Annotated in this window: 24 protein-coding genes; 7 read left to right on the top strand and 17 right to left on the bottom strand. The window is 65.2% G+C overall.

The annotated features are described in order from the left end of the window. Nucleotides 1-7: 7 nt before the first annotated feature. From AC0B44_RS10060 to AC0B44_RS10035, 6 genes are all read right to left on the bottom strand, one after another. Nucleotides 8-967 (bottom strand): DUF1839 family protein, encoded by a 960-nt coding sequence (locus tag AC0B44_RS10060; RefSeq protein ID WP_471902756.1) that lies wholly within the window; start codon nucleotides 965-967, stop codon nucleotides 8-10. Next, a complete protein-coding gene (locus AC0B44_RS10055) occupies nucleotides 964-1,905 on the bottom strand; it encodes an amino acid--[acyl-carrier-protein] ligase (protein WP_471902755.1) in 942 nt (313 codons plus the stop codon). Before AC0B44_RS10055 ends, AC0B44_RS10060 begins: the two co-directional genes overlap by 4 nt. Then, a complete protein-coding gene (locus AC0B44_RS10050) occupies nucleotides 1,902-3,101 on the bottom strand; it encodes an acyl-CoA dehydrogenase family protein (protein WP_471902754.1) in 1,200 nt (399 codons plus the stop codon). The genes AC0B44_RS10055 and AC0B44_RS10050 overlap by 4 nt, the downstream gene beginning before the upstream one ends. Next, complete coding sequence (locus AC0B44_RS10045; protein ID WP_471902753.1) at nucleotides 3,098-3,340, bottom strand: acyl carrier protein; 243 nt, start codon at nucleotides 3,338-3,340, stop codon at nucleotides 3,098-3,100. Before AC0B44_RS10045 ends, AC0B44_RS10050 begins: the two co-directional genes overlap by 4 nt. 33 nt (nucleotides 3,341-3,373) lie before the next feature. Continuing rightward, nucleotides 3,374-3,793 carry a holo-ACP synthase gene (locus tag AC0B44_RS10040; RefSeq protein ID WP_471902752.1) on the bottom strand — a complete coding sequence of 140 codons (420 nt, stop codon included), beginning with the start codon at nucleotides 3,791-3,793 and terminating at the stop codon, nucleotides 3,374-3,376. A 310-nt stretch (nucleotides 3,794-4,103) separates the two neighbouring features. After that, nucleotides 4,104-5,468 (bottom strand): NAD(P)/FAD-dependent oxidoreductase, encoded by a 1,365-nt coding sequence (locus AC0B44_RS10035; protein WP_471902862.1) that lies wholly within the window; start codon nucleotides 5,466-5,468, stop codon nucleotides 4,104-4,106. Between the two features lie 152 nt (nucleotides 5,469-5,620). On the opposite strand from AC0B44_RS10035, the gene AC0B44_RS10030 reads away from it, so the two are divergent. Further along, a complete protein-coding gene (locus AC0B44_RS10030; protein ID WP_471902751.1) occupies nucleotides 5,621-6,541 on the top strand; it encodes a LysR family transcriptional regulator in 921 nt (306 codons plus the stop codon). Between the two features lie 42 nt (nucleotides 6,542-6,583). On the opposite strand, the gene AC0B44_RS10025 is transcribed toward AC0B44_RS10030, so the two are convergent. Continuing rightward, the gene (locus tag AC0B44_RS10025; RefSeq protein WP_471902750.1) at nucleotides 6,584-8,251 is read right to left on the bottom strand and encodes an ABC-F family ATP-binding cassette domain-containing protein; all 1,668 of its coding nucleotides are present in this window, start codon (nucleotides 8,249-8,251) and stop codon (nucleotides 6,584-6,586) included. Between the two features lie 308 nt (nucleotides 8,252-8,559). Between AC0B44_RS10025 and AC0B44_RS10020 the strand changes: the two genes are divergently transcribed. Next, complete coding sequence (locus tag AC0B44_RS10020; protein ID WP_471902749.1) at nucleotides 8,560-9,408, top strand: alpha/beta hydrolase; 849 nt, start codon at nucleotides 8,560-8,562, stop codon at nucleotides 9,406-9,408. 22 nt (nucleotides 9,409-9,430) lie between these two features. Here AC0B44_RS10020 and AC0B44_RS10015 read toward each other — a convergent pair whose 3' ends face one another. The 6 genes from AC0B44_RS10015 to AC0B44_RS09990 all read right to left on the bottom strand — a co-directional run bounded on the left by AC0B44_RS10015 (nucleotide 9,431) and on the right by AC0B44_RS09990 (nucleotide 18,841). Beyond that, the gene (locus AC0B44_RS10015; RefSeq protein WP_471902748.1) at nucleotides 9,431-10,405 is read right to left on the bottom strand and encodes an alpha/beta hydrolase; all 975 of its coding nucleotides are present in this window, start codon (nucleotides 10,403-10,405) and stop codon (nucleotides 9,431-9,433) included. 58 nt (nucleotides 10,406-10,463) lie between these two features. After that, a complete protein-coding gene (locus tag AC0B44_RS10010) occupies nucleotides 10,464-11,600 on the bottom strand; it encodes an alkaline phosphatase family protein (protein WP_471902747.1) in 1,137 nt (378 codons plus the stop codon). Between the two features lie 60 nt (nucleotides 11,601-11,660). Further along, nucleotides 11,661-14,084 (bottom strand): ATP-binding cassette domain-containing protein, encoded by a 2,424-nt coding sequence (locus AC0B44_RS10005; protein WP_471902746.1) that lies wholly within the window; start codon nucleotides 14,082-14,084, stop codon nucleotides 11,661-11,663. Nucleotides 14,085-14,334: 250 nt separating this feature from the next. Further along, nucleotides 14,335-16,713 (bottom strand): PEP/pyruvate-binding domain-containing protein, encoded by a 2,379-nt coding sequence (locus AC0B44_RS10000; protein WP_471902745.1) that lies wholly within the window; start codon nucleotides 16,711-16,713, stop codon nucleotides 14,335-14,337. Next, the gene (locus AC0B44_RS09995; protein ID WP_471902744.1) at nucleotides 16,704-17,708 is read right to left on the bottom strand and encodes a TIGR03617 family F420-dependent LLM class oxidoreductase; all 1,005 of its coding nucleotides are present in this window, start codon (nucleotides 17,706-17,708) and stop codon (nucleotides 16,704-16,706) included. The genes AC0B44_RS10000 and AC0B44_RS09995 overlap by 10 nt, the downstream gene beginning before the upstream one ends. Next, on the bottom strand, nucleotides 17,705-18,841 hold the full coding sequence (locus AC0B44_RS09990) for an Rv3169 family protein (RefSeq protein ID WP_471902743.1): 1,137 nt from the start codon (nucleotides 18,839-18,841) through the stop codon (nucleotides 17,705-17,707). Before AC0B44_RS09990 ends, AC0B44_RS09995 begins: the two co-directional genes overlap by 4 nt. Before the next feature lie 44 nt (nucleotides 18,842-18,885). Here AC0B44_RS09990 and AC0B44_RS09985 point away from each other — a divergent pair, with 44 nt between their 5' ends. Continuing rightward, nucleotides 18,886-19,485 (top strand): TetR-like C-terminal domain-containing protein, encoded by a 600-nt coding sequence (locus AC0B44_RS09985; RefSeq protein WP_471902742.1) that lies wholly within the window; start codon nucleotides 18,886-18,888, stop codon nucleotides 19,483-19,485. 174 nt (nucleotides 19,486-19,659) lie between these two features. On the opposite strand, the gene AC0B44_RS09980 is transcribed toward AC0B44_RS09985, so the two are convergent. Continuing rightward, nucleotides 19,660-20,070 carry a VOC family protein gene (locus AC0B44_RS09980; RefSeq protein ID WP_471902741.1) on the bottom strand — a complete coding sequence of 137 codons (411 nt, stop codon included), beginning with the start codon at nucleotides 20,068-20,070 and terminating at the stop codon, nucleotides 19,660-19,662. 5 nt (nucleotides 20,071-20,075) lie between these two features. After that, nucleotides 20,076-20,525 carry a helix-turn-helix transcriptional regulator gene (locus AC0B44_RS09975; RefSeq protein ID WP_471902740.1) on the bottom strand — a complete coding sequence of 150 codons (450 nt, stop codon included), beginning with the start codon at nucleotides 20,523-20,525 and terminating at the stop codon, nucleotides 20,076-20,078. A 149-nt stretch (nucleotides 20,526-20,674) separates the two neighbouring features. On the opposite strand from AC0B44_RS09975, the gene AC0B44_RS09970 reads away from it, so the two are divergent. From AC0B44_RS09970 to AC0B44_RS09960, 3 genes are all read left to right on the top strand, one after another. Further along, nucleotides 20,675-21,682: an NAD(P)H-dependent glycerol-3-phosphate dehydrogenase gene (locus AC0B44_RS09970; protein ID WP_471902739.1), complete on the top strand. Its 1,008-nt coding sequence runs from the start codon at nucleotides 20,675-20,677 to the stop codon at nucleotides 21,680-21,682. Nucleotides 21,683-21,848: 166 nt separating this feature from the next. Then, entirely contained in the window at nucleotides 21,849-22,430 is a 582-nt protein-coding gene (locus AC0B44_RS09965) for an SOUL family heme-binding protein (protein WP_471902738.1), read from the top strand. A gap of 49 nt (nucleotides 22,431-22,479) precedes the next feature. Further along, nucleotides 22,480-23,157 carry a nitroreductase gene (locus AC0B44_RS09960; protein ID WP_471902737.1) on the top strand — a complete coding sequence of 226 codons (678 nt, stop codon included), beginning with the start codon at nucleotides 22,480-22,482 and terminating at the stop codon, nucleotides 23,155-23,157. Nucleotides 23,158-23,186: 29 nt separating this feature from the next. Here AC0B44_RS09960 and AC0B44_RS09955 read toward each other — a convergent pair whose 3' ends face one another. After that, nucleotides 23,187-24,374, bottom strand: a complete 1,188-nt coding sequence (locus AC0B44_RS09955; RefSeq protein WP_471902736.1) for an AAA family ATPase — start codon at nucleotides 24,372-24,374, stop codon at nucleotides 23,187-23,189. A gap of 126 nt (nucleotides 24,375-24,500) precedes the next feature. On the opposite strand from AC0B44_RS09955, the gene aztD reads away from it, so the two are divergent. Then, nucleotides 24,501-25,733, top strand: a complete 1,233-nt coding sequence (aztD, locus tag AC0B44_RS09950; RefSeq protein WP_471902735.1) for a zinc metallochaperone AztD — start codon at nucleotides 24,501-24,503, stop codon at nucleotides 25,731-25,733. Between the two features lie 70 nt (nucleotides 25,734-25,803). Here aztD and AC0B44_RS09945 read toward each other — a convergent pair whose 3' ends face one another. Next, nucleotides 25,804-26,223, bottom strand: a complete 420-nt coding sequence (locus tag AC0B44_RS09945; RefSeq protein ID WP_471902734.1) for a hypothetical protein — start codon at nucleotides 26,221-26,223, stop codon at nucleotides 25,804-25,806. Nucleotides 26,224-26,414: the final 191 nt, after the last annotated feature.

Genomic DNA, 26,414 nt, shown 5'->3' with positions numbered 1-26,414 from the left:
GTGCTCCCTAGCGTGATCCGGCGGCGCGTGCGGCCGCCGTGATCGAGGCATCCCATGCGTCGGCCATCAGGTCGAGTTGCTCGGCGGGGTCGACGGTGCGTCCCCGCGCTGCGCGGGCCATGCGGAACTGCACGCTCTTCGCCATCTCGGACACCGACCGGAAACCGGGCGCGGCGGCCGCCGTGCCCGGGTAGCCGTGATTCTCCATGTAGTCACACACGTCGGCGGCGAGTTCTGCGGTCGCCCCGCACTGACGCAACACACCGAAGGTCCACCGATGGAACAGCGTCATCCCACCGGAACGCAGCTGGTCCATGTCTTCGAGAACACACTCGGCAAGGGCCCGAACCGGGTTGACGACCGAGCGGTTGCGGAGATGACGGCGCACGACCGCGTCGAACGCATCGCATTCCGGAACCGACACATCGAGACGCACCTGCTCGATGTACGGCGGCCACAAGGGAATCGGATCGTCGAGTCCGAACACTCCGCGGAAGTCCTCGGCGACGAGGCGATGGTAACCGCTGTTGTGGAAGTATTCGAGAACCTCCGCCTCGCCGTCGATGAGGTTTGGCACGATCGTCGTCTTCGAATGCTCTGTGCGATAACCGGTTCCCTCGGTGTCGGGAAGCCAGAATGCGTCGACCTCGACCGTGGACAGCAAGCCTGCCCGGGCGTTGGTTTCGAGGTGTTCGACGGGCCGGCGCCAGACGTTCATCTCCGCCACTTCGATGCCGTACAGGGAGAACAGGTCTTCGGGCTTGAACTTCAGAAAGGTCCACTGGCTGCCGTCGAAACGGGCGGAGAAGGCGCACGCGGCGGCCGGAACAGGGTCGAGTCCCAGCGCGTGCAGGACTTCGACCCACAGGTCGACGTAGCAGTTGGTTTCGGTCCACACCCGATCGGCGCCGTGGATCGCATGCGGGACATAGTCTTCGACCCGGACGTCGATGAGGCGTCGGGTCACGGAAACATCCTGTTGCGCAAAGACAGCGGCCATTCGTCGACCACGGTCCCGTGGGTGCGGAGCATCGCCAACGCGATCCGCTCCATCCCGAAACCTACGCACGCGCTGTGGGCGACCTCGCCGTCCGCAGTGGTGATGCCGAAGGTGTCCCCGAAGTGCTCGCGGTGACAGTTGCACGACACCACGGCGGTGCCCTCGTCGAGGTCACCGTACAACCGCACCGTCAGTTCGGTCTTCAGGTTCTCATGACGCTGGTTCGCGGCGAGCATGCGTCCCGCCCTGCCGAAGAACGGGTCGTTGGCCGGCACGGCCGTGGCGTCGAGTCCGAGCGAATCCAGGACGCCGAGGCCACGTTCGATCCACGAATCGCGGTGCTGTTCGGCGGCGTCGGCTGTTCCCAGACAAACGAACTCGTGCATGCGGAACGCTTGCATGCGCGCCGGGTCGATCGCGGGTTCGTGCCGGAAGCAGTAGCCGTAGACGTCGAGCAGTTTGCCGCCGTCACGCAGTGTGCCGCTGTACCTCGCGTACGCGGGATGGCACGCCGCCGACACCAGAACGGTATCGGCGGGTTCGAGCCACGAATCCCACGCTTCGCCACGTGCCCGAGCAGCAAGCAACTCGGCGTGTTCGGCGTTGGTACCCGCGAAGGTAGTCACCGCGCCCGTCAGGTGCGGGAACGAGGCGATGTAGTCGGTGCGCTCGAAACTCGTGCGCGGGAAAACCGGAGGGAAGCGCAAACGGGTGGCCGCGGCACCGGGGCCCGCAGCGACGACGACACGGTCGATTCCGTCGACGATGTCTTCGAATTCCCCGGAGCGCCCGTACAACCCGGGAACTGCGGTCTCGATGAGCAGGCCCGCGGCGAGCAACTGCTGCTGGAACTCGAGGCGTGCCTGCTCGAGATCCGTGAGGTCGCCGACGGTCGTGCTGGTCATATCGTCCCTCGGTATGCGATCGACATCTGTGCGGAGTTGTTCATGATGCGGTCGTTGTTGACCATTACCGCGGCGCCGTGCGCGTCGCGCAGATGCCGGCCGAGCGAATACTGGCTGTCTTCGCGGTAGCCCGCGATTCCACAGATGAGCATCGCGCGATTCACGAGGTCCACGACGGCCGTCGACGCGCTGACCTTGAGGTTGTTCATGGCGAGCGAGAACCCCATGCCCGTCAGTGCTTCGGCCGCCGCAGTGCCGGCGTCCGCAGCGGTGGCGCGGTCGAAACGTCCCGCGGACGAAAACACGAGATCGGCGAACTGCTGGTGCGCGGCGGCCGCTTCCGCGAGACGCAGCGCACAGGGCGGGGTGACGCCTGGTTGCTTGCGAGCGGCCGACCGCACGTAGGCGCGCGCCTTTTCCATGGCAGCGTCGGCGATCCCAAGCCACACGGCCGACCACACACTGTGCGATACGGGAAGCATGGTGCGCGAGGAGATTTCCGAATACGTCGTGCCGACGATCAGATCGGCGGAAGTCGTTGCGGTCAACATGAACCCGGGACTGCACGTGCCTCGCAGCCCCAAGGTGTTCCACGGGCCGGTCGGTTCGAGAGCGAGACCTTCCTTGGGGCACACGACGAGAACCTGGTCGCTCGGCGGGCTCTCGATCGTGCGGCGCGCCGTCACCAGGATCGCGTCGGCGTACTCACCGTAGGAGATGACAGGCGCGTTCTTGACGACTCTGACCGAGTCGTCGACCCGCTCGACGGCACACAGGCTGCTGCGCACGTCACCGCCGGTGCCGAGTTCGGTCGTGGCAGATGCGATGAGATAGTCGTGCTGCGCGGCCTCCACCACGAAGTCGCGCACACCCGGCGACGAGTGCCGCACGAGCGACAGAATCTGCGTCTGGTGCATCGCGAAGATCATCGCGGTGGAGGCGCAGTAACGGCCGAGAATGCGTGCGATCTCGCACAGGTCGCTCAGCGACGCGTCCTCACCGCCGTCCGCCGCCGGAACGGCGCACGCAAGCAACTTGTGGGAGCGCAGGGCGTCGACGGCCTCGTGCGGGAACCGGGCCCCGCGGTCGACGTCGTCCGCCCACACCGCTGCGACGTCGCGGCCCACGATCTCCGCTCGCTCGCGCAGCGACAGCCGGGTGGACGCACTGCCGAACGACGCGTCGACGACGCTCACCCGACACCCAATTCGGTGAGGGCCGAACGGATCGAATCGACACTCGCAAAGGTGCTCTTACGCAGGAGTTCGTCGGGAAATTCGATGTCGAAGGTGTCTTCGAGCGCGAGCATCACGTTGACGCTCGCGTGGGAGGTCAGCCCGAGTTCATAGAGATCGGCGGCGAGATCGAGATCGGTGGCGTCGACCGACAGTTTGGCGTGCTCGTCGAGCACCTTGCGGATTGCCTGTTCAGTCATGCCTGTTCTCTTTCTGTCACTGCTGGGCTTCTATTACTGCTGGGCTTCTGTCACTGCTGAGCGGGTCGCGGCCACGGTTGCGAGAGCGTATTCGGGTTCGTGGGACAGCGACACCTGGAAATCGGTCAACTGTTCATCCGACGCACGTGCGGCAGCGTTACCGTCGAGCAGCACCGAACATCCGCCCCACGGTTCACGGTGTATTTCGATGGAGCGCCACGGGATCGCCTCGTCGCGCGGCCGGAGCACTTTCATCACGGCTTCCTTCGCCGCGAACCGGGCGGCGAGTCGCTGGACGCGGGCGGCTCCCGTACAGACCGACAGTTCGTGCGGGGTGAAGATGCGTCGCAGGTACCGGTCACCGAAGAGGTCGATGCTGCGGGCTACGTCGGCGACCGTCACCAGATCGCACCCTATCCGGGGCGTCGCCACCGAGCCTGGGCCGCCGTTCATGGGTCACTCCTCCGGGGTTCGCGGACCTGTAACGGCCGAACTGCTTCGGCTGCAGCAGCTTCGGAAGGGTTCACCAGGTTCCGCCCGACGTCTGTGCGCTTCGATCATGTCCCCCCACGGGCCCCGCCGCCCGTTTTGCGCAATTCGACGTGACTCTAGAGCCGCGTGCCCGTCAACTCAATGCCCCGAGGCTGCATGTGTCTCGGCTCACAGATGCTGCCTCTATTCGCAACTGCTCGGCCGGGTCGCAGATGCCAGGACCCCGCCCGTAGCGACGGGCGGGGTCCTGGCTACGAAGTGCAGGGATCGGCTAGGCGGACGCTCGTGCCGGTTCCTTGTCGGGCTCGCCATCGGCGACTGAGACCGGCTTCTCGGGCGCAGCGACCGGCTTTTCGGGCGCGGCGACCGGAGTGGGCTCCTGCGCGTAGTAGAAGTGCGGACGCCGATGGCCGAGGAACGATCCGCACCACGACATCACCGCGATGTAGCGGTTGCGGAACCCCACGAGGTAGACGAGGTGCACTGCGAGCCACAGAACCCAGGCGATGAAGCCCGTGAGTTCGACCTTCCCGACCCGCGTGATGGCGCGGAACCGGTTGATGATCGCCATGCTGCCCTTGTCCTTGTACCGGAACGGGGTACCGGCGGGCGTCTTGCCCAGGATCATCTTGGCGACGTGCCGGCCGCCCTGCATCGCGAACGGCGACTGCGCCGGCAGGTTGTCGAGCGTGACCATGTCGCCGATGGCGTAGATGTTGTCGGCGCGACCCACGGTGAAGTCTTCGTCGACCATCAACCGTCCGCCGCGGACCGTCTCACACCCGGTGCGCTCCGCGAGCACGGCGGCGAAGTCGTTGGCCTGGATGCCGGCGGACCAGATGATCGTCTCGGCCGTGAGACGACGCGTTTCCTCGGTGGTTCGGGTGGACAGCGTCGCCCCGTGCTCGTCGATGTCGGTGACGAGCGTGTTGAGCACGACGTCGACACCCGCTTTTTCGAGCGACTCCTTCGAGTACTCGCTCAGCTTGCCGCCGAACGGCGGGAGCACCTTGTCGGCGCCCTCGACGAGGGTCACGGTGACGTCGTCCGCGGTGATGTTGTGGATCGCGTCCGCGAAGTAGCGCTGGGCGAGTTCCTTGATCTGGCCGGCAAGCTCGACACCCGTGGGCCCTGCTCCGACCACGATGAAGCTGAGCAGGTTCTTCCGGCGTTCCGGATCGGACGTGGTGTGCGCTTCCTCGAAGCAGCGCACGATCTGGCGACGGAGCCGTTCGGCGTCGTCGACCGTCTTGAGCGCGTAGGTGAGGTCGGCGAACTCGTCGCGGCCGAAGTACGCCTGCCGGGCACCGGTCGCGGCGACGAGGTGGCTGTATCCGAGCGTGTGCCGGACGCCGCCGGCCTCGTACACGACGGTGGAGGCGTCGGCGTCCACGTCGACGACCCGGCCGAGCCGAACGTCGGCATGCGGGTACTTCGCGAGGATCGCACGGACCGAAGGGGCGATCTCACCGGGCGAGATGACGCCCGTCGCGACCTGGTAGAGCAGTGGCTGGAACAGGTGCTCGGTGGTCTCGGAGATGAGGACGAACGGCTTTCCGGCCTTGGCGAGTTTCTTCGCCGTCGCCAGTGCGCCGAAGCCGGAACCGACGATCACAACCTCTGTCCGTTCGACGATGTCCGTCTCTTCCTTTCCTGTCTCAGCCACGCGAGCAATACCTCCAGTCGAGTTCATGTATTAGTCCAACCTAGGTTTCACCCCCATTGCAGATCCAGTAACCTGGGATATTCGGGGAACTGTTATCTGTTCTGCTCATAAATAGGTGCGTGATGGACTTCCGGCAACTGAGGTACTTCCTGGCCGTGGGCGAGGAGACGAGCTTCTCGCGGGCAGCGGAGAGATGCTTCATCTCCCAGTCCGCGATCAGTCATCAGATCGCGAAGCTGGAACAGCAGGTCGGCGCGAAGCTGTTCGAGCGCTCGACCCGCGCGGTGAAGCTCACCCCGGCAGGAGTGCGGCTCATGCCGATTGCCGCCGAGGTGCTCAGCCTCGAGGCACGCGCGCTCGAAGTCGGCCACGAACCGCGGGGAAGCATCCGGATCACCGCGAACATGAGCTTCGCGTCGCAGAGCCTCGATGCCATCTCCCGGGTTCGCGAACGCCACCCCAACCTCGATGTCGAATTCGTCATCAAGGACTTCACCGACCGGGTGAACGCGGTCGCGTCGGGCGAAGCCGATCTCGCGTTGATCCGCGGCGACGTGGACCGCCCCGGACTCGAGGCGATCCGCCTCGGGATCGAGGACCTCGTGATCGTCACTTCCACCAGGCACCCGTTGTCCGCCTTCTCCACGGTGCAACTCGGCGAACTGGCGCACTATCCGCTGTTGCTGCCGCCGCGCAACAACCAGGTGCTGCTGCATCGTGTGGTCGAAGACGCGTTCGTCGAGGTCGGGCGGCGCGTCCGGCTCGGACCCCCGATTGCCAGCGACCACACCGCGACCCTCGAGGTCATCACCAACCCCCGCGCGTGGACGGTGCTCTACGCGGGCACGGCAGCCGAGACCCCGCACAAGGGCCTGAAGTTCATGCGCGAAACCGACCATCGGCTCCGCGTGCCGGTGTGTGGTGTCGTGCGGAGCGGGGCGACGCCGACCCCCGAACTCGAGTTTCTCGTCCAGGCGCTCGCCCACTCCATCGTTCCCGCGGCGGCCAACCCTCCGGCCGGCGTGCGCGGTGCCGAAAGCTGAAGCCTGCTGCGGCCTGCACGGGCATCGCGCCCGCGGTCCGGCTCATGCCGCCTCGTTCTCTCCCGGATCGCCACTCGGATTCAGGTGCTTCCACCCGGCGACGTCCCTGCGCAGCTGACGGTCGTGGGTTGCGAGCACGACCGCGGCGTCGGTCGCGTCCAACGCCTCGGTCAGCTCGTCCACCAGCGTGATCGAGAGATGGTTCGTCGGTTCGTCGAGGAGCAGGACATGCGGCCGGGCCGCGAGCATCATCGCCAGGTCGAGACGACGTTGCTGGCCCATCGACAGATCCCGCACCCGCTTGTCCAGGTCCGCGTCGGCGAGCAGTCCCAGGTCTTCCAGTGGCACCGTCCGGTCCTCGGGCACCACACCGTGGGCGACGAGTATGCCGAGATGGGTGTCGTAGGCCTCGCGGACCCGCTTGCCGGACGGCGGCGCCGACTCCTGGGCGAGCAACCCGACCCGAACCACCGGATCCACGACGAGGGTTCCGGACGTCGGCTCGACCGTCTGCCCCAGCACCGCGAGCAGCGTGGACTTGCCGGCCCCATTCGGTCCGGTCACGACCAGCCGCGAACCCGCGAGCACGGAGAGGGAGACGGGCCTGTCGAGCCGGCCCGCGACCGCCACATGTTCCGCCCGGATCAGCGGCGCATCCGGCTCGATCAGGTCCAATTCCGCGCCGAGCGGCGGCATCGTGAACCGCAGTGGCGGAACAGGTGTGGTGATCTCCTGATCGTCGAGCGCGTCCTGGCGACGATGGACGGACCGCACCAACCCGGGAGCCCGGGTCGCACGCTGGTGTTTTCCCGTCCCCTTGTCGGGGCGCCATCCGTCGACGAGTCGGTCACGGGCATGTTCGAGTTCACCGGCGAGCCGAGCACGCTCGGCCTCCTGACGGTTGTATTCGTCGACCCAACGCGCGTACTCGGCTTTTCGTCCCTCCCGGTAACCGGCGTAACCGCCACCGTAAAGACGGGGCCTTCCGTCACGGCTCGGGTTCAGATCCAGGATCGAGGTCGCGACATCGGACAGCAGCGCCCGGTCGTGGCTGACCAGCACGAGACCGCTGCGCGTCTGCTGCAAACGCTCGGTGAGGTAGTCGAGGCCGTCGGCGTCGAGGTGGTTCGTGGGCTCGTCGAGGAGCAGGAAGTCGTGTTCCGCGCCGAGCAAGGCCGCGAGACGGACCCGGTATCGCTGCCCCACCGACATCTCGGACAGCAGGCGTGACCGGTCGGTCACCGCATCGAGCGCCTCGAGTGCCGTATCCACTCGGCGATCGGCGTCCCACGCCTCGAGTTGTTCGGCTGCCTCGAGCGCCCGTGCGTACGTTTCCGCAGCAGCGGACCTGCCTTCGGAGAGTCCGACGGCGCTGTCGTCCAGAATGCGCAACGCCGCACGGGCGGCAGCAAGTTCGATGTCGATCAAGTCGCCGACCGTGCGCCCAGGCGTGACCGTCATTTCCTGTTCCGCGACGCCGAGCGATCCGAACCGGCGGACGGAACCGGAATCGGGCTCGAGCGTGCCCGCGAGAATGTGGATCAACGTGGATTTTCCCTGACCGTTCTCACCGACGACACCGATGCGGGATCCGGGCGAAACGGCCAGGTCGACGCCCTGCAGGACGGGGTGACCCCCGCGGGCGATGTGGACGTCGACTGCTCCGAGTTGTGCACGTGAACGGCGAGGCAGGGTAATGCTGGTAGTCATTCTTCCTCCGCATACCGGGCATCCTCGGACCACTGTGGTGGGGAGTCGCCTCGGTTCCGACGAACGGCCGGGTCATCGGCCGATGGACACAGACACAGCCCGCGTCGCAGTTCCCGTCGCGCGGGAAGGGCGGGCCGGGCGGGCGTCAGTGGAAGATGAGTGCCTGAATCACGACATCCAGGGTACCGATGCACGCCGAAGCGTCAATCGAATTGTTCGCCCGACCTCCCTCGTGCGAGACCCGGAGAAGGCGGTCTGCCGTGCGAGGATGCGGGAGGCACCACGTCGCCCACCCGGCAGGAGACCCCATGCAGCACACCGAGTCCTCGTTCACCGGCGGAAACGGCACGCGAATCGTGTACGACGTGTGGTCGCCGGAGGACGCTCCCGTCGCGATTCTCGTACTGGCGCACGGTCTCGGTGAGCACGCACGCCGCTACGACCACGTCGCCGAACGGCTCACCGACCTCGGCATCGTCGTCTATGCACCGGACCATCGTGGGCACGGCCGGTCGGGCGGCAAACGACTGCACGCGCGCACGATGGCCGAGTTCACAGACGACCTCGACACCCTGTTCGACATCGCGACCTCCTCCCACCCCGGCCTGCCGGCGTTCCTTCTCGGGCATTCCATGGGCGGTGCGATCGCCCTCGCGTACGCCCTCGATCACCAGGACCGGCTCACCGCGCTCGTCCTGTCCGGTCCCGCGCTGGTCGTGACCACCGGCACGCCGAAGCCGGTCGTGGAACTGGGCAAGCTGATCGGACGGGTACTGCCCGACGTGCCCGTCCAGAAACTCGACAGCAAAGCCGTCTCCCGCGACCCGGCGGTCGTTGCCGCGTACGACGCGGATCCGCTCGTGCATCACGGTCTCGTCCCCGCCGGTATCGCTCGGGTACTCGTCCTCAACGAGGAGAGCGTCGCGCAGCGTCTTCCGGACCTGGCGTTGCCGCTGCTCGTCCTCCACGGCTCCGCCGACACACTCGCCGACCCCGCCGGAACCGAACTCGTCGCGGACCGCGCCGGATCGGACGATCTGACGAAGAAGGTCTACGACGGCCTGTTCCACGAGGTCTTCAACGAACCCGAGAACGACCGGGTACTCGGCGATCTCGTCGACTGGCTGCGACCGCGCATCACCCGCGCGAATCCGTAATCTTCGCGGGGTGGCCGTTGCCTCAGGCGGCGCGGCCGTCCCCCAGCGCCACGACCGCGCGTCGTGCGAAAGCAATGCTGAGCGTGATGAGTTCCCGCGCTTCGGGCAATGCCCGTGCGAGAACCGGCCACGCGTGTACCTGTCCGCGCCACAGATGTGTTTCGACGACGCCACCCGCGTCAGCGAGACGACCGGTCATGGTTTCGACATCGGGCCGAGTGAGTTCGTACTCGGCTGCGGAGAAGAACATCGGCGGATACAGGGTGGGGTCGGCGTCGACGGGATTCATCTCTCCTTCGATCGCCTCCTCCCCGATCCATCGGGGACGTAGCTTGTCGAGCGCCTTGATCGGCAGGTACGCGTCCTTGAGCATGTAGGCCCGGTCGTGCTGGTCGAGCTCCAGATTCAACAACGGCGAGTAGCCGATGACCGCCGCCGGCGCCTGGATCCCACGAAGGGCGGCGATCTCGGCCACCTTCGCGGCCAGGTATCCGCCCGCGGAGTCGCCTGCGACCACGATGTGGGTCGGGTCGTCCGCGATGTCGAGCAGAGCCTCGTAGGCCCTCATCGCGTCCTGCACCGATCCCGCGACAGGAACGACCGGCACCTGGCGGTAGTCCATCGAATACACCGGCGCACCCGATTCGAGCGCCAGTTGCACGCACAGTTGCCGGTGGGTGGACGGACCGCAGAAGATGAACCCACCCCCGTGGAAGTACAGGATGGTGGCGTTCTCGAGCGGATCTTCCACGGGTTTCGGCGAGATGATCTGCTCGCCCGGCACACCACCGAGTTCGGTATCGGTGATGTGCACGGTCCGCGGTCTGGGAGTGATCCTGTCCACCACCCACGAAAGCCTGCCGAGAATCGAGATGCCGAAATCGTTGCTCGGCCAGAGGCTCAGAAGCGGCTTGAACAGAAGCCTGGCTACCCACAGGATGATCAAGGCGGTCCTGCTCGTGCGTTCGTGCCAGGTGAGGGGAGCGGAAGCGCGCATGTGAACACACTAGGTGGCACACCGCGATCGTGCGGTGGCGTTTCCGGCGCCGGAGGCGTTACCGGAATTGGAGAAGAGGCACGAGAAGTTCGTCGTCCGTGAGCGCGCCGTGCTGGCCCGGCAGGTTGGAGAGTGTTCGCTCGCCGTGGCTGCGGACGACCGCGGACTCCCCTCGGCCGATCACGACGATGTCGCCGATCCGCCCGGTGATCGCGGGGTCCGGGTCGGGGCCGAACAGTCCCGCCGACAGCACCTCGTCGCGAGTGCCCACCCAGAAGTCGTCGCCGAGTTCGTTCCCCCATCGTTCCAGGACCCGGTCCACTCGACCGGTGTGGATGTGGCGGCACCGAGGCTCACCGGCGATCACGTCGACATCTTCTTCGAGACCCGGGTTTCCGTCGAAATCCACGCGCCGCCCACGCGAGGCGTCGACCATCCCGTGGTCTGCCGTGATCAGCAGACGGGTTCCGTCCGGAAGTGTTGCGGCGAGTTGTTCGACGAACCGGTCGACCACGGTGAGTTGCGCGAGCCACGCCTGGGATTCCGGCCCGTATACGTGGCCGAGTGTGTCCACCTCGGAGAGGTAGCAGTAGACAAGGTTCCGCTCGCCTGAGCGTGCCGCGGCGACGACTTCCGCAAGCAGGTCGCCATACGCGGAGACTCCGACGAACCTGCCGCCGCGCAACACAGCGCGCGTCAGGCCGCTGCCGTCGAACGCCCTGGGCACGACGGTCGTGACGGCCAGACCCGCGGCATGTCCGCGCTCGAACGCCGTCGGGTGGGGTTGGACCTGCTCGGGAACGAGCGTGTCTCGTTGATCGAGTGAGGTCCCCGCCGCCGTCCAGCCCAGCCAGTTCACCGCGGTCTCGGCTTCCGCGACGTACGACTGGTACCCGGTGATGCCGTGACGCCCGGACGGCAAGCCCGTGCCGAGCGACGCGATGCTGGTCGCGGTCGTCGTGGGGAATCCCGCACGAATCGGGCGCCCGGGAAGATCGTTGAGAAAGGGAGCGGCTGCCTTGTTGCGCTGCAGCAGTTCCCATCCCATACCGTCGACGAGAAGCACGACCGTGTGCGCACTGTCGGTCAGTTCGAGCCGGTTGCGTTCACCGGATACCCCCGCGGACGCGAGTACCGACGGCATCACGTCGGCGAGCGTGGGCTCGGCGTAGACATCGCGCAGCGGGAGAGTCATGTTGTCGAGTATGGCCCGGCGCGCTCCGGGCCGTCTCGCAGTGAGCTCACCGTGTCTGCTTCACGCGCCCACGTACTCGGCAAGATGCTTGCCGGTGAGCGTCTTACGATCGTCGACGAGTTGCTGCGGTGTGCCCTCGAATACGATCCGGCCACCGTCGTGGCCGGCACCGGGACCGAGGTCGATGATCCAGTCGGCGTGTGCCATCACCGCCTGGTGATGTTCGATGACGACCACCGATTTCCCGGAATCCACCAGCCTGTCGAGGAGACCGAGCAGGTTCTCGACGTCCGCGAGATGCAGGCCCGACGTCGGTTCGTCAAGGATGTAGACGTCGCCCTTCTCCCCCATGTGCGTGGCGAGCTTGAGCCGCTGCCGTTCACCACCGGAAAGGGTGGTGAGTGGCTGGCCGATCTTGATGTAGCCGAGTCCGACGTCGGCGAGACGCGTGAGGATCTTGTGCGCCGCCGGAAGAGCGAAACCACCGGTGCCCTTCCCGCCCCCGCTGCCCTTCTGCCCGCCGCCGAAAAACTCCTCGGCTTGTGCGACCGACATGTTGAGCACCTCATCGATGTCTTTGCCACCGAGCTTGTACTCGAGCACCTCGGCCATGAATCGCTTGCCATCGCACACCTCGCAGGGCGCCGACACCCCGGCCATCATCGCCAGATCCGAGTAGACGACTCCGGCGCCGTTGCAGTTCGGGCACGCCCCTTCGGAATTGGCGCTGAACAAGCCCGGTTTGACGCCGTTCTCCTTGGCGAACGCTTTCCGGATCGGTTCGAGCAGGCCGGTGTAGGTGGCAGGGTTGCTGCGCCGCGACCCTTTGATCGCCCCCTGGTCGATGGAGACCACGCCGTCGCGGGGAGCCACGGAACCGCGGATGAGGGAACTCTTGCCCGACCCGGCGACGCCGGTCACCACGACGAGCACCCCCAGTGGGATGTCCACGTCGACGTTGCGGAGGTTGTGGGTGTCGGCACCGCGCACCTCGAGTGCGCCCGTCGGTGTACGCACGGACGATTTCAGTGAGGCACGGTCGTCGAAGTGCTTTCCGGTGAGAGTGCCGCTCGAGCGCAATTCCTCGACCGTGCCCTCGAACACGATCTTGCCGCCCTCCGTGCCGGCGCGTGGACCGAGATCGACCACGTGGTCGGCAATCGAGATCGCTTCCGGTTTGTGTTCGACGACCAGGACGGTGTTGCCCTTGTCGCGCAGTTGGAGCAGCAGATCGTTCATCCGTGCGATGTCGTGCGGGTGCAAGCCGATGGTCGGTTCGTCGAAGACGTAGGTGACATCGGTGAGCGACGACCCGAGATGCCGAATCAGCTTGGTGCGCTGCGCTTCACCACCCGACAGCGTGCCTGCGGGGCGGTCGAGCGCGAGGTATCCCAGACCGATCTCGACGAACGAATCGAGGGTGTCGCCGAGGGACTGCAACAGCGGGGCAACGGAGGGTTCGTCGAGACCACGGATCCACTCGGCGAGGTCGCTGATCTGCATCGCACATGCGTCCGCGATGCTCTTCCCGTCGATCTTCGACGACCGGGCCGCCTCGCTGAGCCGCGTGCCGTCGCATTCGGGGCACGTCTGGAACGTGATCGCGCGATCGACGAACGCCCGGATGTGGGGTTGCATCGCTTCCCGGTCCTTCGACAGCATCGATTTCTGGATCTTCGGGATGAGCCCCTCAAACGTGACGTTGATGCCGTCGACCTTGATCCGCGTCGGTTCCTTGTAGAGCAGGTCGTTCAGTTGCTTCTTCGTGAACTTCGCGATCGGTTTGGAGGAATCGAAGAACCCACAGCCACGGTAGATGCGCCCGTACCACCCCTCCATGGTGTAGCCGGGAACGGTCAGTGCACCCTCGTCGAGTGATTTGGTTTCGTCGTACAGCGCCGTCAGGTCGAAGTCGGAAACCTTGCCCATTCCTTCACAGCGCGGGCACATACCTCCGGTGACACTGAAACTCCGCCGCTCCTTCACCGTCCTGCCGGATTTCTCCACGGTGACCGCTCCGGCTCCGCTGATCGAGGCGACGTTGAAGGAGAACGCCTGCTGCGAACCGATGTGGGGTTTGCCCAGACGGCTGAACAGGATGCGCAACATGGCATTTGCGTCGGTGGCGGTGCCGACGGTGGAGCGGGGGTTCGCGCCCATCCGCTCCTGGTCGACGATGATCGCCGTCGTCAGACCCTCGAGAACATCAACGTCCGGTCGCGCCAGGGTCGGCATGAAGCCCTGCACGAAGGCGCTGTAGGTCTCGTTGATCATCCGCTGCGATTCGGCCGCGATGGTCGCGAACACCAGCGAACTCTTCCCGGAGCCGGAGACACCCGTGAACACGGTCAACCGCCGTTTCGGGATCTCGAGACTGATGTCCCGAAGATTGTTCTCGCGTGCGCCGTGTACGCGGATCCGGCCGTGGCTGTCGGCGGGGTGGGTCCGGGACGAGCCGGATTCTTTTCGCGTGGCAGAGCTCATGGGTCTCCCATCCGTCCGGCGACACCCCGGCGTCCTCGACCAGGGCCCGACGTATGTATAGCAAAAGTGTGGTGCAACCAGGGGGAACCTGCGCGACTGCTCGTTCTCGACGACATGGGTACCGCCCTGCCGCACGCAGCAGACCAGATCGCTGCCGCCATTATCACCCTATGACCGCCCGATGCAACAGTATTCGTGATACCGATGACTCGGGCTCAGTTCTCCGGTCAGTCCTCGCTCAGCGTATGAATCACGGCTGGTCGAGGCGGGTGACCACACCTCGGTCTCCATCCACACGTACACGGTCGCCGGTCTCGAGCGATTGGGTGGCCACCAAGGTGTTCACGACGCAGGGCAAGCCGAATTCGCGGGCCACCACAGCGCCATGGGACACCGAGCTGCCGATGTCGGTGACCAGCGCCGCGATGACGGTGAAGTACGGCGTCCACCCGACGTCGGTCACCGGCGTCACGAGGATCTCCCCCCGCTGCAGCTCGCGCGCATCGACCATCGATTTTACAACCCGCACAACACCTTCCACAGTCCCGCGACTTGCGGGTCGGCCGATGATCTCATTGCCGGTGACACCTGGCGCAGGCCGGGCGATCAGCGGGGTCGGTCGTCCGACAGACACATCGTCGAACTCGAGAGAGTTCTGGAACGCCAGCGCTTCCCGACGCTTCAGCGCGCTCTGCACGAGACCGGTGATGTCTTCCGAACCGACGACGCGTGTCAATTCGGCACGGTCGAAAAAGAACACCAGATCAGAGTCAGGCAGTCGCCAGGTCTCGGCCAGCACCTCACCGAGGTGGCGGTAGCCCAATTTGAGCGCATGCGCCATGAGCACCATCTTCGATTTCGTCTCCTCGCGCCCGCGCGCGCCCCCCTGTGCCAACCGGGCAAGAAATCTGATGGTGAAGGATCTGGGTGCTTCGACGTGGGTGCTTGCCGATTCACGACGAGTCGGATCGAGCGCCGAACGGAGCATCACCTGCATCATCGCGCCCAGCCCTTCAGGATCCTCGGCCCAGGAAGGGTCACGCATGCACAACTCGCGGTATCCGCGATGACCGTGGCGGGTCAAGAACTGTCGCAACGCTGTGCCGCCGGCGCTTCGTGTGGACTGCAGCTGGCTGACCGCAGCGTCCGGCTCAGCTACCGAGAACTGCTCGGCCGCCCCGTCGGTGGCGGCTATGGCGCGTACCACCGAGTCGAGCTCCACGAGCATCATCGCGCTTTCGACATCCGAGGCTCCGGCCATGAGCCGGGTTGCCTCGGCACGACCCTCGTCCTCGGTTCGTCCGTTCTTAACCGCTCTTCTCATCAGGACACTTTCGAGAATATTGGCCGCAACCGCAGCGCGCGATGACGACCGCACATGTGTCAGCGTGATGTCGCAATATTGCTGCACGCCAGATTCCAACTGACACATCACGCGTCGTGGGTCGTCGCTGGTCGGGATGTGAAACTCGGCGATCCGGTCTTCGAGGCGCCGAATCGCGGGGCCGGCGGACAACGCATAAGCGGTGAGCCGGACCGTGTTGATCAGCCTGTGCACAAAAGGTTTCGGGGGTTTCGGCTTCAGCTCGTCAACCACCCGCCCGCAGATCGAGGTGGAGAACTGCTCCAACGAATTGCCCAGGAGTCCAGAGCTCAGAGCTGTCCCCTCGGTCAGGTTCAGAAACATGTGGCCGTGGAAGTAGCCCACCTGTAGCCACGGCTTCTCGTACCTCTGCTGTGCCCGCGCCACCACTTGCGTCATCTGCATCGCGTAGTCGATGGCAAAGCCGGAGACCGATGCGGTCAACGGGCAGAATGCACCCGGCATCATCTCGCCGATGTTGCAGCGCGTGTACACGTGGTCTGCGCCCGCGAGAGGCGAATCCATCTCGGCCAGATCGCCGGGCAGGTTGGTGATCGGTCGAGCCTGCAGCCACCACAGTTTGCCGGATTGGTCGATCGCCCACTCGAGATCCATCGGCCTGCCCCAATGTTGCGCAGCACGCAGGGCGCCGGACCTGATATCGGCGACCTCATCCGGCGACAAGACCGGCACCTCACCGACATCGCGAACGGCCGGGTTTCCGTCCGAACCCAGGACAATGTGGTCTGAGGACGCCGTACCGTCGACGAGCGCTTCACCGAGACCAGCGACGGCGTCGATCACCGTGAGGTCACGCCGGCCGGTCGCCGGATCGGCAGTGAACACAACGCCGGCGGCGCGCGCGTCCACCATATGCTGCACCACCAGATGCATGGTGGCCGTGGGTTTCCCACTGTAGGTCGCGGCGCGTCTCGAACGCACGGAGGCAGCGCACCTCTGCACGGCCGCGGCAAAGTCATCGACGGATTTCACGCCCAGCACGGTGTCGTATTGTCCGGCGAACGACTGGTCGCCGCCGTCTTCCCCGACTGCCGAGGACCTGACGGCCACTGGTACAGCACCGATTGCGGCCATGCGCGAGAACCATTCCCCCACATCATCGATGCCGGCCCACTCGGCAGCATCAGCAAGGACGAATCCCACCGGTACCGGCAGTCCGAGGCGGCGTAACTGCGCGAGTCCGGCCGCTTTGCCGCCGTAGCGGTCATCGGTGACCTCGTCGAATTCGATTGCGGTCAAGGGCATGATGATCCCCCCAATGCGTCGACGATTTCGGCAAGCGCTTCGACCTCGATAGGACCCGGTTGATACAGGCAAATCCGGTCCGACACACCGTCGACGCGATCACGGATGTGCGCGGCGATCTCTTTCGGGGTTCCGCACGCAGCGATGGTGTGCAGTATGTCGTCGTCGATCAACGAGGCCATCTCCCGCCAGCGGCCCTGCTTGGACATCGCGTTGAGTGCGGGTTGCAGATCGCCCCAGCCGTGGGCGTCGAGCACCGGCCGGTAGGCCGGGGTGGAGCCGTAGAACGCCAGCAGCATCCGGGTCGAGGCATGGTCGTCGTCCCGTCCGGTACCCACCGACACGATGACCTCGGGCACCACCTCGAAGTCGTCTTCGCTGCGGCCGGCAGCCGCCAGCCCGTCGCGAACGGCCGGCAGCGTCGTCTCGTGCAGGAACCGCTTCGATCCGAAAGGCATCACCAACAGACCGTCGGCCACTTCTGCGGTGGCTTTGGTCAGCCGAGGCCCGAGCGCGCCGAGATAGATCGGCGGCGGACCGAACGGGTTCGGCCCGGGCACGAAGGTCGGTGTCATCAAAGTATGGCGGTAGAACTCACCGCGGAAGTCCAGTCGCTGCCCCTCATTCCACGTCGCGAAGATCGCGCGCAACGCCCCCACCAATTCCTTCATTCGCGCGACCGGATGATCGAACTGTGTGCCGTAGCGCTTCTCGATCTGCGCCCGCACCTGTGTGCCCAGACCCAGGATGAAGCGTCCCTCGCTGAGCAGTTGCAGATCGTTTGCCTGGTGGGCAAGTTGAATTGGATTGCGGGGGAGGGCGATCGCGACGTTCGACATCACGTCGAGACCCTTGACCGAAGACGCCAACACCAGAGGTGTGAACACGTCGAACGGTCCCTCGAAGGTGAATACGCCGGATGCACCGGCTTCCTTGAGCATTTGCGCGCGTTCGACCGCATCCGTGGGCCCGAACAGGGCTGTCACGATCTTCACTGAAGCGGCGCTCGATCCGCGACATCTGTCCAGTCGGAGAAGCCCGACGGGTGGTGCGGGCCGATCACACCGTGCTCGAACAAGCCCGCACCTTCGCGGACCGTCCCGTCGGCTTCGGTGCACACAGCCTTGCCGACGTGGTCGATGAGACTGAAGGGCGCTCGGGCCATCACCTCCGGGTCCGTGAGGTCGAAGCTGACACGCTCGGCGAAGGGGCCGCCCTTCCAACTGCCGTGTGCCCATGAGGAGTCGCCTCCGTACCCCGATCCGAAAGCAATAGGCGCGAACAACTTCGACTCGACATCTAGCTGAATTCGGTCCCCTGCACGGTTCATGAACTCGACATGGGCGCCCCGGGGAATCCTGGTTCCGGTCCGGTAGTCGATGGTGGCGCGCACTCCGTCGAGTTGTTCGATGCGCCCGTCCCGCCAGCGGCGCGTGCAGTCGTAGAGGCTACGGTGGCCGTCGGAATCCTCTTGCAGGATCAAGAAGAGTTGATAGTCGTCGAAGGCCAGGGGTAGGTAGAGCCACCACATTCCGGCAAACGAAGCGTCCGGCCGGCCGGTTGGCTCGGCCTCACCGACAGGTCTGATCCCCCACGATCGGTCACGGCTCGCCACGCTGGTCTCATGACTGACTTCGAGCCGTTCGCCGTCGACATCGATCCACCCCTCCCAGGACCCGACCTGGGCGAAGCGACACGCCTGCAAGGTCACTCGCCGCTCGGTGAGCATCTCGTGCGGCTTCTCGAGCGCAGCAGGAAACAGTCCGCGCCATGTGAGGTCTGCGGAAATACCCTCGGTCTGTGCCAGTGTCAGGTGCAGCTGCTGCAGTGGCTCGATGACTTCGAGACAGTAGCCGTTGACATTCTGGTGAAAGCGGTCGTCGTCGATGGCGTCGCTGAGGTGAAGCGCGGTCTGCATATCGCCGCGGCGGATGACGAAGTAGGCGTCTTTCACGCCGAGGCGCGGGTAGTAGCCGACTCCGGTGAGCGCCATGAAGCGGCCCTCCCGATCGAGCACGTTGAAATACGACCGATCGTAGAAGTTTCGATCAGACGTCGTCGGCCACGTCAACGGCAGAGGTGCCTGATGGATCGGATACTCGTCGAGCGGACTCAAATTCACAGGCACTCCCTCAAATACGATGCAGATCGTATTGGAATTACGGTGAAGTCATGACAGCAGAAAGCCCAAAGGATGGCAAGAGGTCTGCGCAGCCGTCGGCGGGACGCCCCCGCGACAGCAGGATCGATGCCTCGATCATTGCCGCTACCCGCGAATTGATTCTCGATACGGGCTATTCCGCGTTGTCGTTGTCGGCGATCGCCGCGCGCGCCGGGACCACCACCGCTGCCATCTACCGGCGATGGTCGGGCAAGGCCCAACTTGTCCACGAGGCAGTGCTTTCTGCCGAAACGATGCCCATGCCGGACGATTCGGGAGATATCCGCAATGAAATCAGGGTTCTGGTCGAGACGATCCGGGTCATCTTCGACCGGCCCGAGGTGCGATCGGCATTGCCGGGTCTGATCGCCGACACCGTTGCCGACCCGGAATTGCACAACATGATGATCGCGCGATTGGCCGGAAATCTGACCGCATTCGAGTCTCGCTTCGGTCAGGAGCGTCGCGACGACGACCAATTACCCATGCTCGTGGAGGTGGTCGCGGGGACCGCGATTTTCCGCATCTTGATCCGCCGGGACGCCGCCCTCGACGACACCTGGGTGAACGAGATCACCGAGATGATCACTGACCACTGGCCCCCCGCGTGACGGAACCACTCGCCGTATCAGTCGATCAAGCCCGCATCCTTACTGCCGTACGCTGCGCGGAGTTCGGGTTCGACGACCTTGCCACCGGGATTGCGGGGTAGTTCGTCGACCACAATCAGGTCCTTGGAGTGTTCGAAGCGTGCCGAGTTCTCGTCGAGGTGTGCGGTCGTCGTGTCAGCTCGATTCCTGGATGCGAACCATGTTGCCGGCGGGATCACGAAATGCGCAGTCGCGCACCCCGTACGGCTGATCCATCGGCTCTTGCACGACTTCGGTGTCGCCGGCCTGCAGTTGTGCGAATGTGGCGTCGAGATCCTTGGTGGCCAAGATGATCGAGGCGAAGGTTCCCTTTGCCATCATCTCGGCGATGGTGCGGCCCTCGTCCTCGGTGATGCCCGGATCGGCGGTGGGCGGATAGAGAACCACTGAAGGACCGGTGCCGTCGGCGGCACCGACCGTGATCCACCGCATTCCGCCGTAGCCGACGTCGAGGCGGACTTCGAAGCCGAGTGTGTCGCGATAGAACGCCAGGGAAGCGTCCGGGTCGGTGTGGGGAAGGAAGGTGTTGTGAATGGTGATGTCCATGACGATCATGGTAATTGGGTTTCGACGTCCCGCGCTTCTCGATTTCTGATCGGTCTGGTCACCTGTTTCGCGACGCAGGAAGGCAAGCCGGCGACAGCAAGACGCGCTTCGCGTCTGTAGGTGCTCGGGGGCACCCCCACCAACTCGGTGAAGCGGGTACTGAAAGTTCCGAGGGAAGAACAACCCACCTCGAAACAGACCTCGGTGACGGTGAGATCGCCGCGCCGGAGCAACGCCATGGCACGTTCGATGCGTCGGGTCATGAGGTAGGAGTAGGGCGATTCACCGTAGGCGAGGTGGAACTGCCTGCTCAGATGCCCGGAGGAGATGTTCACGCCTCGGGCCAGTGCTTCCACGTCGAGCGGTTGCGCGTATTCGCGATCGATCCGATCGCGTACCCGTCGCAGCAGGGCGAGGTCGCGCAGGCGCTGCGCTGTGTCGGCCTTTCCGGTCACGCACCCAATCGTGCCACGTCCCGTGCCGCGTGCCTCGTCGCCGCGGTATCGGGTTCGTTCCGACCCGGGTTGGGAACCACAACACGAGAAGTACTGCGGCGTGACAGGGTGGCCGGTACGCCGCACCCCTTCGAAGGGAGGATTCACCGATGGCACGTCCAGTTCGCGTAGTTGTTCTCGGTTCGGGTTCGTGGGGCACGACCGTCGCCGGTCTCGCAGCGAAGAACACGCCGACGCTCCTGTGGTCACGGAGCAAGGAGACCGCCGACGAGATCAACGTCGACCACCGCAACCACCGCTATCTGGGCGACCGGAAGCTTCCGGACACCCTGCGTGCCACCGCCGACATCGACGAGGCAGCGCACGAAGCGGACGTGCTCGTCGTGGGGGTGCCCTCGTACGCGGTGCGCTCCGCCCTCGAACCGCTCGCCCACGAACTGCGGGCGTGGGTACCGATCATTTCCCTTTCGAAGGGCCTCGAACCCGGGACGCGGTTGCGCCCTACCCAGGTGATCAGCGCGTGTCTCCCCGGCCATCCCGTCGGTCTGCTCTCCGGTCCGAACATCGCCAGCGAAATCGCGGACGGCAAGGCTGCCGCCACCGTGGTCGCGATGCAGGACGATTCGGTCGGCACAGCTCTTCAGCCTCTGTTCGCATCGAAACTCTTTCGGGTGTACCGCAATACGGACGTACTCGGATGTGAACTCGGCGGGATTCTCAAGAACATCGTCGCAATCGCCGCGGGGATGGCGGAGGGCTTGCGCGTCGGCGACAACACCCGCGCGATGGTCCTCTCCCGCGGGCTCGCCGAGATGACACGGCTCGGGGAGGCCATGGGCGCCCAGGCCCGCACGTTCGCCGGTCTCACCGGCATGGGGGATCTCATCGCCACGTGTACGAGTCCGGCCTCCCGGAACCGGAGACTGGGCGAAGCGCTGGCGCGCGGTCTGAGCGTCGACGAAGCGGTGGCCGAACTAGGGCAGGTCGCGGAAGGGGTCAAGACCGCGCCGACCGTCATGGAACTGGCTCGTGACGCGGGGATCGAGATGCCCATCGCGGCCGAAGTGGCGGCGGTGGTCGGAGGTCTTCGGAGCCCGGCCGACGCCTACCGGGGTTTGCGGCGCGTTACGCCCGGTGACGAGGAAGATGTCGTGTGATCGGGAAGTATTCGATTATCTAGGAATATCGCTAGACGCGCCGTCGGTCGCCGTCGCGCCCGCGGAGGGGCCGGGCAAGCACCTGGTCGCCGCTCCCGTCGGTCCCCCTGTCGGCCCACCCGGCCTACCGTGGAGGCAGCGGCTGAGCAACCCGAGGGAGGCCGACATGCGAGTGGCGAAGATGGCGACCGAGACGGCAAAAGGCGCCGGGGCGCTGATAGGAATCCGCAACGGCACCGAAGAACCGCCTTACGACGTCCAGGACCGGACCCAAGGATTGGAGGTCCGCCGGTACGGTCTCCGCATAGCTGCGGAAACCACGGTGACCGGAGAAGAGGAACGTGCCCGCGATACAGGCTTTCGCCGCCTCGCCGTGTACATCTTCGGATCCAACGAGAACAAGACGAAGATCGCGATGACCGCACCGGTGTCCCAGGCCGAAGGGTCCGGAGATTCCTCGGTGGTCCGCTTCTTCATGCCGTCGAAATGGACGATGCCTGCCCTGCCTTCCCCGGTCGACTCGTCCGTGGATCTCGTGGAGGTCCCGGGCGAAACGTTGGCGGTGCTGCGTTTTGCCGGTGACCGCGGACCGGGGGCGGTCGCCGAACGCACCGCCGAGTTGCTCCGAAAACTGGAAGCCGGCGCGTGGACGGTCACCGGACAACCGGTCGCCTGGTTCTACGATCCGCCGTGGACCCTGCCGTTTCGCCGTCGCAACGAGGTCGCGGTGCCGGTCACCCGTCGTTGACGGACACACGAGTGATATCCGCCGCGAGCCGATATGCAATGGTGAGCGGATGACCGGTTCCGCAGACGTATTGTCGACTCTTCTCGATTCCCGCTACAGCTGTCGCGCGTTCCTCTCGAAAGAGGTGCCGCGCGACGACATCGAGCGCATGCTCCGGATGGGTCAGCGGACTGCGTCGTGGTGCAATTCGCAACCCTGGCGAGTGCATCTGACCAGTGGCGCAGCGACCGAACGGTTGCGCGAGGCCGTCTATGCGCAGGGTGCGTCCGGGGAATTGGATCCGGATATCGCCGGTCCGGTGGAGTATCGCGGCGAGTATGCCGATCGCCGCCGCAACGCCGGGTATGCCTTGTACAACGCGTTGGGTATCGCCCGGGACGACTACGCGCGTCGTGGCGAACAGATGCTCGAGAACTTCCGCTTCTTCGGAGCACCTCACGTCGCCGTCATCACGACCGACAAAGCGCTCGGGGTGTACGGCGCGGTGGATTGCGGTGGCTATGTGGCGAACCTGCTGCTCGCCGCCGAATCGCTCGGGATCGCGGCGGTTCCTCAAGCGGCGGTACCGATGGCATCCACCGCACTGCATCGTGAACTGGGCATCGGCGACGACCGCGACATCGTCTGCGCGATTTCGTTCGGTTACGCCGACGAGGCGCATCCGGCAAACACGTGTCGTACCGATCGCGCAACCCTCGACGACACGGTGGTCTGGGTAACCGACTGAGACCACCGAAGGACGTGTCGCCCTGCCGTTCAGTCTGTTTGGGCGCGTAGATAACGCCCGAAGTGGGGCACGGTGAACCCGATGAACCCTCTTTCGGCGGAGTAGATCAGGCCTTTCTTGATCAAACCGTCGCGCGCCGGCGAGAGCGATGCCGGTTTACGGCCGAGTTCGGCCGCGATCTTCGACGTGGCCACGGGTCCGTCGTCGCCCGCCAGATCGGCCATGGCCCGCATGTACTCGCGCTCCGCGGGGGTCGCCCGCTCGTAGCGCGAGCCGAAGAAGCCCACTGCCAGTTCCTCTTCGGCGGTAGGCGCCGCGACACGCACGTCGTCTGCGGTGATCGGGGTGTCCGCCGCGACATCCCAGGTTGCCTTGCCGTACGCCTGCACGAAATACGGATAACCGTCCGCCATCTCGTACAGCAGATCCAGTGCGTCCTGTGTGAATTCGACATCCTCGCGCTCGGCGGGGGCGATGAGAGCATGGTCGGCAGCATCGCGGTCGAGACGGCCGATCCGGTGGTACGTGAACAGTCGCTCCGAGTACGACTTCGATGCCGACAGGACGGCAGGCAGGTGTGGAAGTCCTGCTCCGACGACGATCAGCGGTGCGGTGTCCTGACTCAGTTCGTGGCACGCCCCGCAGATCGCAGACACGTCGTCTGCTCCGAGATCCTGCATCTCGTCGAGGAACAGCGCGATGCCGACACCCACGTCTCGGGCGAGTCCTGCGGCGTCGACGAGAAGTTCGACGAGGTCGATCTCGATATCCCCGGAGTCCGCACGGCCTTTCACTGCGGGCGCGTCGATCCCGGGTTGCCATCGTTCGCGCATTCCCTTGTCGGCGGTGGCACGCAACGCGAAAGATTTGAGCACGCCGAGGAAGTGGTCGACGGATTCCGGGTCGGGATGCCCGGCGGCGATCTCGCGCACCGCCATGTGCAGGGCGGACGACAACGGCCGTCGCAAACCCTGATCCGGGCGAGCCTCGATCTTGCCGGTACCCCAGCTCTTGGCAATGGCAGCCGAGCGTAGGTGATTGAGCAGGACGGTTTTTCCGACACCGCGCAGGCCGGTGAGAACGACGCTTCGCTCGGGGCGGCCGCGCGAGATGCGTTCGAGGACGACCTCGAACGCTGTGAGTTGCTTTTCTCTGCCGGCGAGTTCGGGCGGGCGCTGTCCCGCGCCCGGGGCGTACGGGTTGCGGACCGGATCCATCGATCGATGGTAGCGACCAGCACAGGTGTTTCTGGGTTGCTCTAGCGCGTGTCGTAGAGAGCGGAATGCAGATATATGCATAACCGACTTTGACATTCATTTTCATTACGGGATATTTCTGTATCCATGAAGACCCCCAAGCGCGGCATCGCGCTCACAGTCGCACTCTCCGGCGCACTGGTCGCCGCATGCTCGACGCCGACCTCGGAAAGCGCCCCCGCGCGGGCGTCGGCAAGCACGCCCACGCAGACTGCGGCCGAGGTGTCCGCAGCCGAGCCACGTCTCGCACTCACCTATGCCGGGGGCATCCAGATCGTCGATGCGACGGACCTGACCGTCGTGGATGACATCCCAGTCGACGGGTTCACCAGGCTTTCCCCCGCGGGCGACGGACGACACGTCATGATTTCCACGGAAGGCGGGTTCCGGGTGCTCGACACCGGCAGTTGGTCCGACACCCACGGCGACCACCGCCATCACTACGCGGGACCTGCAGCTCTCACCGATCTCCTGTTCGACGCCGGAAAACCCGGACACGTGGTCGCTCACGCAGGTACGACAGCACTGTTCGACGACGCCACCGGACGCATCGAATTCCCCGATCCAGCCGATCTGGCTGCCGCAGAACACCTTCCCGAGACCGATACCTACACAGCTCCGCATGCGCACCACGGTGTCGCGGTCGCGCTCGCAGACGGCCGGCTCCTCGTCACGCTCGGGAACAGCGAGAGTCGCACAGGCGTAGCGCTTTTCGACGAAAGTCGGCATGAGGTTGCGCGCACCGAAGAATGCCCCGGCATACACGGCGAAGCCGTGGCGGAGGACGAGACGATCATCTTCGGGTGCCAGGACGGCATGATGATCTACCGCAACGGCACCTTCACCAAAGCCACGAGCCCCGACGACTACGGCCGTATCGGCAATCACGCCGGGTCACCGGCGTCCCCCGTTGTATTGGGCGACTACAAAACCGATCCGGATGCCGACCTCGAACGCCCCGAAGTGGTCGCTCTCGTCGATACCCGCACTGCCGAGATCCGACTCGTCGACCTGGGTACGAGTTACACGTTCCGTTCACTCGGTCGCGGCCCCGACGGTGAAGCGATCGTACTTGGCACGGACGGGGCACTCCACGTGCTCGATCCGGCATCCGGGATGACGATCCGCCGTATCGAGGTGCTCGCGCCGTGGGTCGAACCCGACGAGTGGCAGACACCGCGCCCGGCACTTTCGGTGAACGGGGGCACCGCGTACGTGACCGATCCTGCGACCGACTCTCTCCACGCGGTAGATCTCGCCTCCGGAGACATCCGCACCGGTTCCCTCCCGCACACACCCAACGAAATCAGCGGGACCTGACAGTCGTCCGGAGAGTATTCGCGTTTCTAGTGCATTTGCTAGAGAGCTGAATACTCTCCGGACGTCGCGACTACCAGACCCTGACGACGCCACCGCACGACGTGGTCGGGATACTCCACAGCGGAATGCTGTTCACCGCGCTCACTGTGAACTCGACGTCGCCGGGACCCGACTGCATGTCGAAATACGCCACGCCGCTGCCCGGGTAGGCGACATTGACGGAGTCCGTGACGGTTCCGCGCGCACCCGTGTTGCGGTTGTGCCAGTCGAGTCGCACGTCGGAGCGATATCCACCCGCGAAGAACCACAGGCTCGATACGTCGGGGAGAGACAGTTCGATCTTTCCCGGTTCGGTCTGCCATCCGAACAGCCGGGCCGGCGCATACGGCTGATCTACGATGTAGGGGCTGACACCCCAGCACCGGGTCATCGGAATCTCGACGGTGTCCGCCGTGGCCGTTCCGGCGCCCAACCCGAGCCCGGCGAACATGCCCGCAGCGACAAAAACGGAAGCGACTGTGCGTTTTACGAATCGTATAGTCATTCGTGCCCCCATCTCGTGGATGAAAAGCCAGTAGAACACGCGAAGAAACGCCGTGTCGACGGATTTCGGCTACCACCGACGGGACGATTCAGATCCGTTTCGAGGCACGCCGACATACGGGACCGCCCGTGAGTTAT

It is taken from the genome of Rhodococcus sp. NPDC019050 (genome assembly GCF_055664235.1).
The sequence above is the reverse complement of the archived record's forward strand: the minus strand, read 5'-3'. Positions and strand labels throughout refer to the sequence as shown.

Excerpts from the sequence above, each read along its gene's own strand:
- AC0B44_RS10055 (WP_471902755.1), bottom strand. The coding sequence starts at position 1,905 with ATGACCAGCACGACCGTCGGCGACCTCACGGATCTCGAGCAGGCACGC.
- AC0B44_RS10045 (WP_471902753.1), bottom strand. The coding sequence starts at position 3,340 with ATGACTGAACAGGCAATCCGCAAGGTGCTCGACGAGCACGCCAAACTG.
- AC0B44_RS10040 (WP_471902752.1), bottom strand. The coding sequence starts at position 3,793 with ATGAACGGCGGCCCAGGCTCGGTGGCGACGCCCCGGATAGGGTGCGAT.
- AC0B44_RS10030 (WP_471902751.1), top strand. The coding sequence starts at position 5,621 with ATGGACTTCCGGCAACTGAGGTACTTCCTGGCCGTGGGCGAGGAGACG.
- AC0B44_RS10025 (WP_471902750.1), bottom strand. The coding sequence starts at position 8,251 with ATGACTACCAGCATTACCCTGCCTCGCCGTTCACGTGCACAACTCGGA.
- AC0B44_RS10020 (WP_471902749.1), top strand. The coding sequence starts at position 8,560 with ATGCAGCACACCGAGTCCTCGTTCACCGGCGGAAACGGCACGCGAATC.
- AC0B44_RS10015 (WP_471902748.1), bottom strand. The coding sequence starts at position 10,405 with ATGCGCGCTTCCGCTCCCCTCACCTGGCACGAACGCACGAGCAGGACC.
- AC0B44_RS10010 (WP_471902747.1), bottom strand. The coding sequence starts at position 11,600 with ATGACTCTCCCGCTGCGCGATGTCTACGCCGAGCCCACGCTCGCCGAC.
- AC0B44_RS10005 (WP_471902746.1), bottom strand. The coding sequence starts at position 14,084 with ATGAGCTCTGCCACGCGAAAAGAATCCGGCTCGTCCCGGACCCACCCC.
- AC0B44_RS10000 (WP_471902745.1), bottom strand. The coding sequence starts at position 16,713 with ATGCCCTTGACCGCAATCGAATTCGACGAGGTCACCGATGACCGCTAC.
- AC0B44_RS09985 (WP_471902742.1), top strand. The coding sequence starts at position 18,886 with ATGACAGCAGAAAGCCCAAAGGATGGCAAGAGGTCTGCGCAGCCGTCG.
- AC0B44_RS09980 (WP_471902741.1), bottom strand. The coding sequence starts at position 20,070 with ATGGACATCACCATTCACAACACCTTCCTTCCCCACACCGACCCGGAC.
- AC0B44_RS09970 (WP_471902739.1), top strand. The coding sequence starts at position 20,675 with ATGGCACGTCCAGTTCGCGTAGTTGTTCTCGGTTCGGGTTCGTGGGGC.
- AC0B44_RS09965 (WP_471902738.1), top strand. The coding sequence starts at position 21,849 with ATGCGAGTGGCGAAGATGGCGACCGAGACGGCAAAAGGCGCCGGGGCG.
- AC0B44_RS09960 (WP_471902737.1), top strand. The coding sequence starts at position 22,480 with ATGACCGGTTCCGCAGACGTATTGTCGACTCTTCTCGATTCCCGCTAC.
- AC0B44_RS09955 (WP_471902736.1), bottom strand. The coding sequence starts at position 24,374 with ATGGATCCGGTCCGCAACCCGTACGCCCCGGGCGCGGGACAGCGCCCG.
- aztD (WP_471902735.1), top strand. The coding sequence starts at position 24,501 with ATGAAGACCCCCAAGCGCGGCATCGCGCTCACAGTCGCACTCTCCGGC.
- AC0B44_RS09945 (WP_471902734.1), bottom strand. The coding sequence starts at position 26,223 with ATGTTCGCCGGGCTCGGGTTGGGCGCCGGAACGGCCACGGCGGACACC.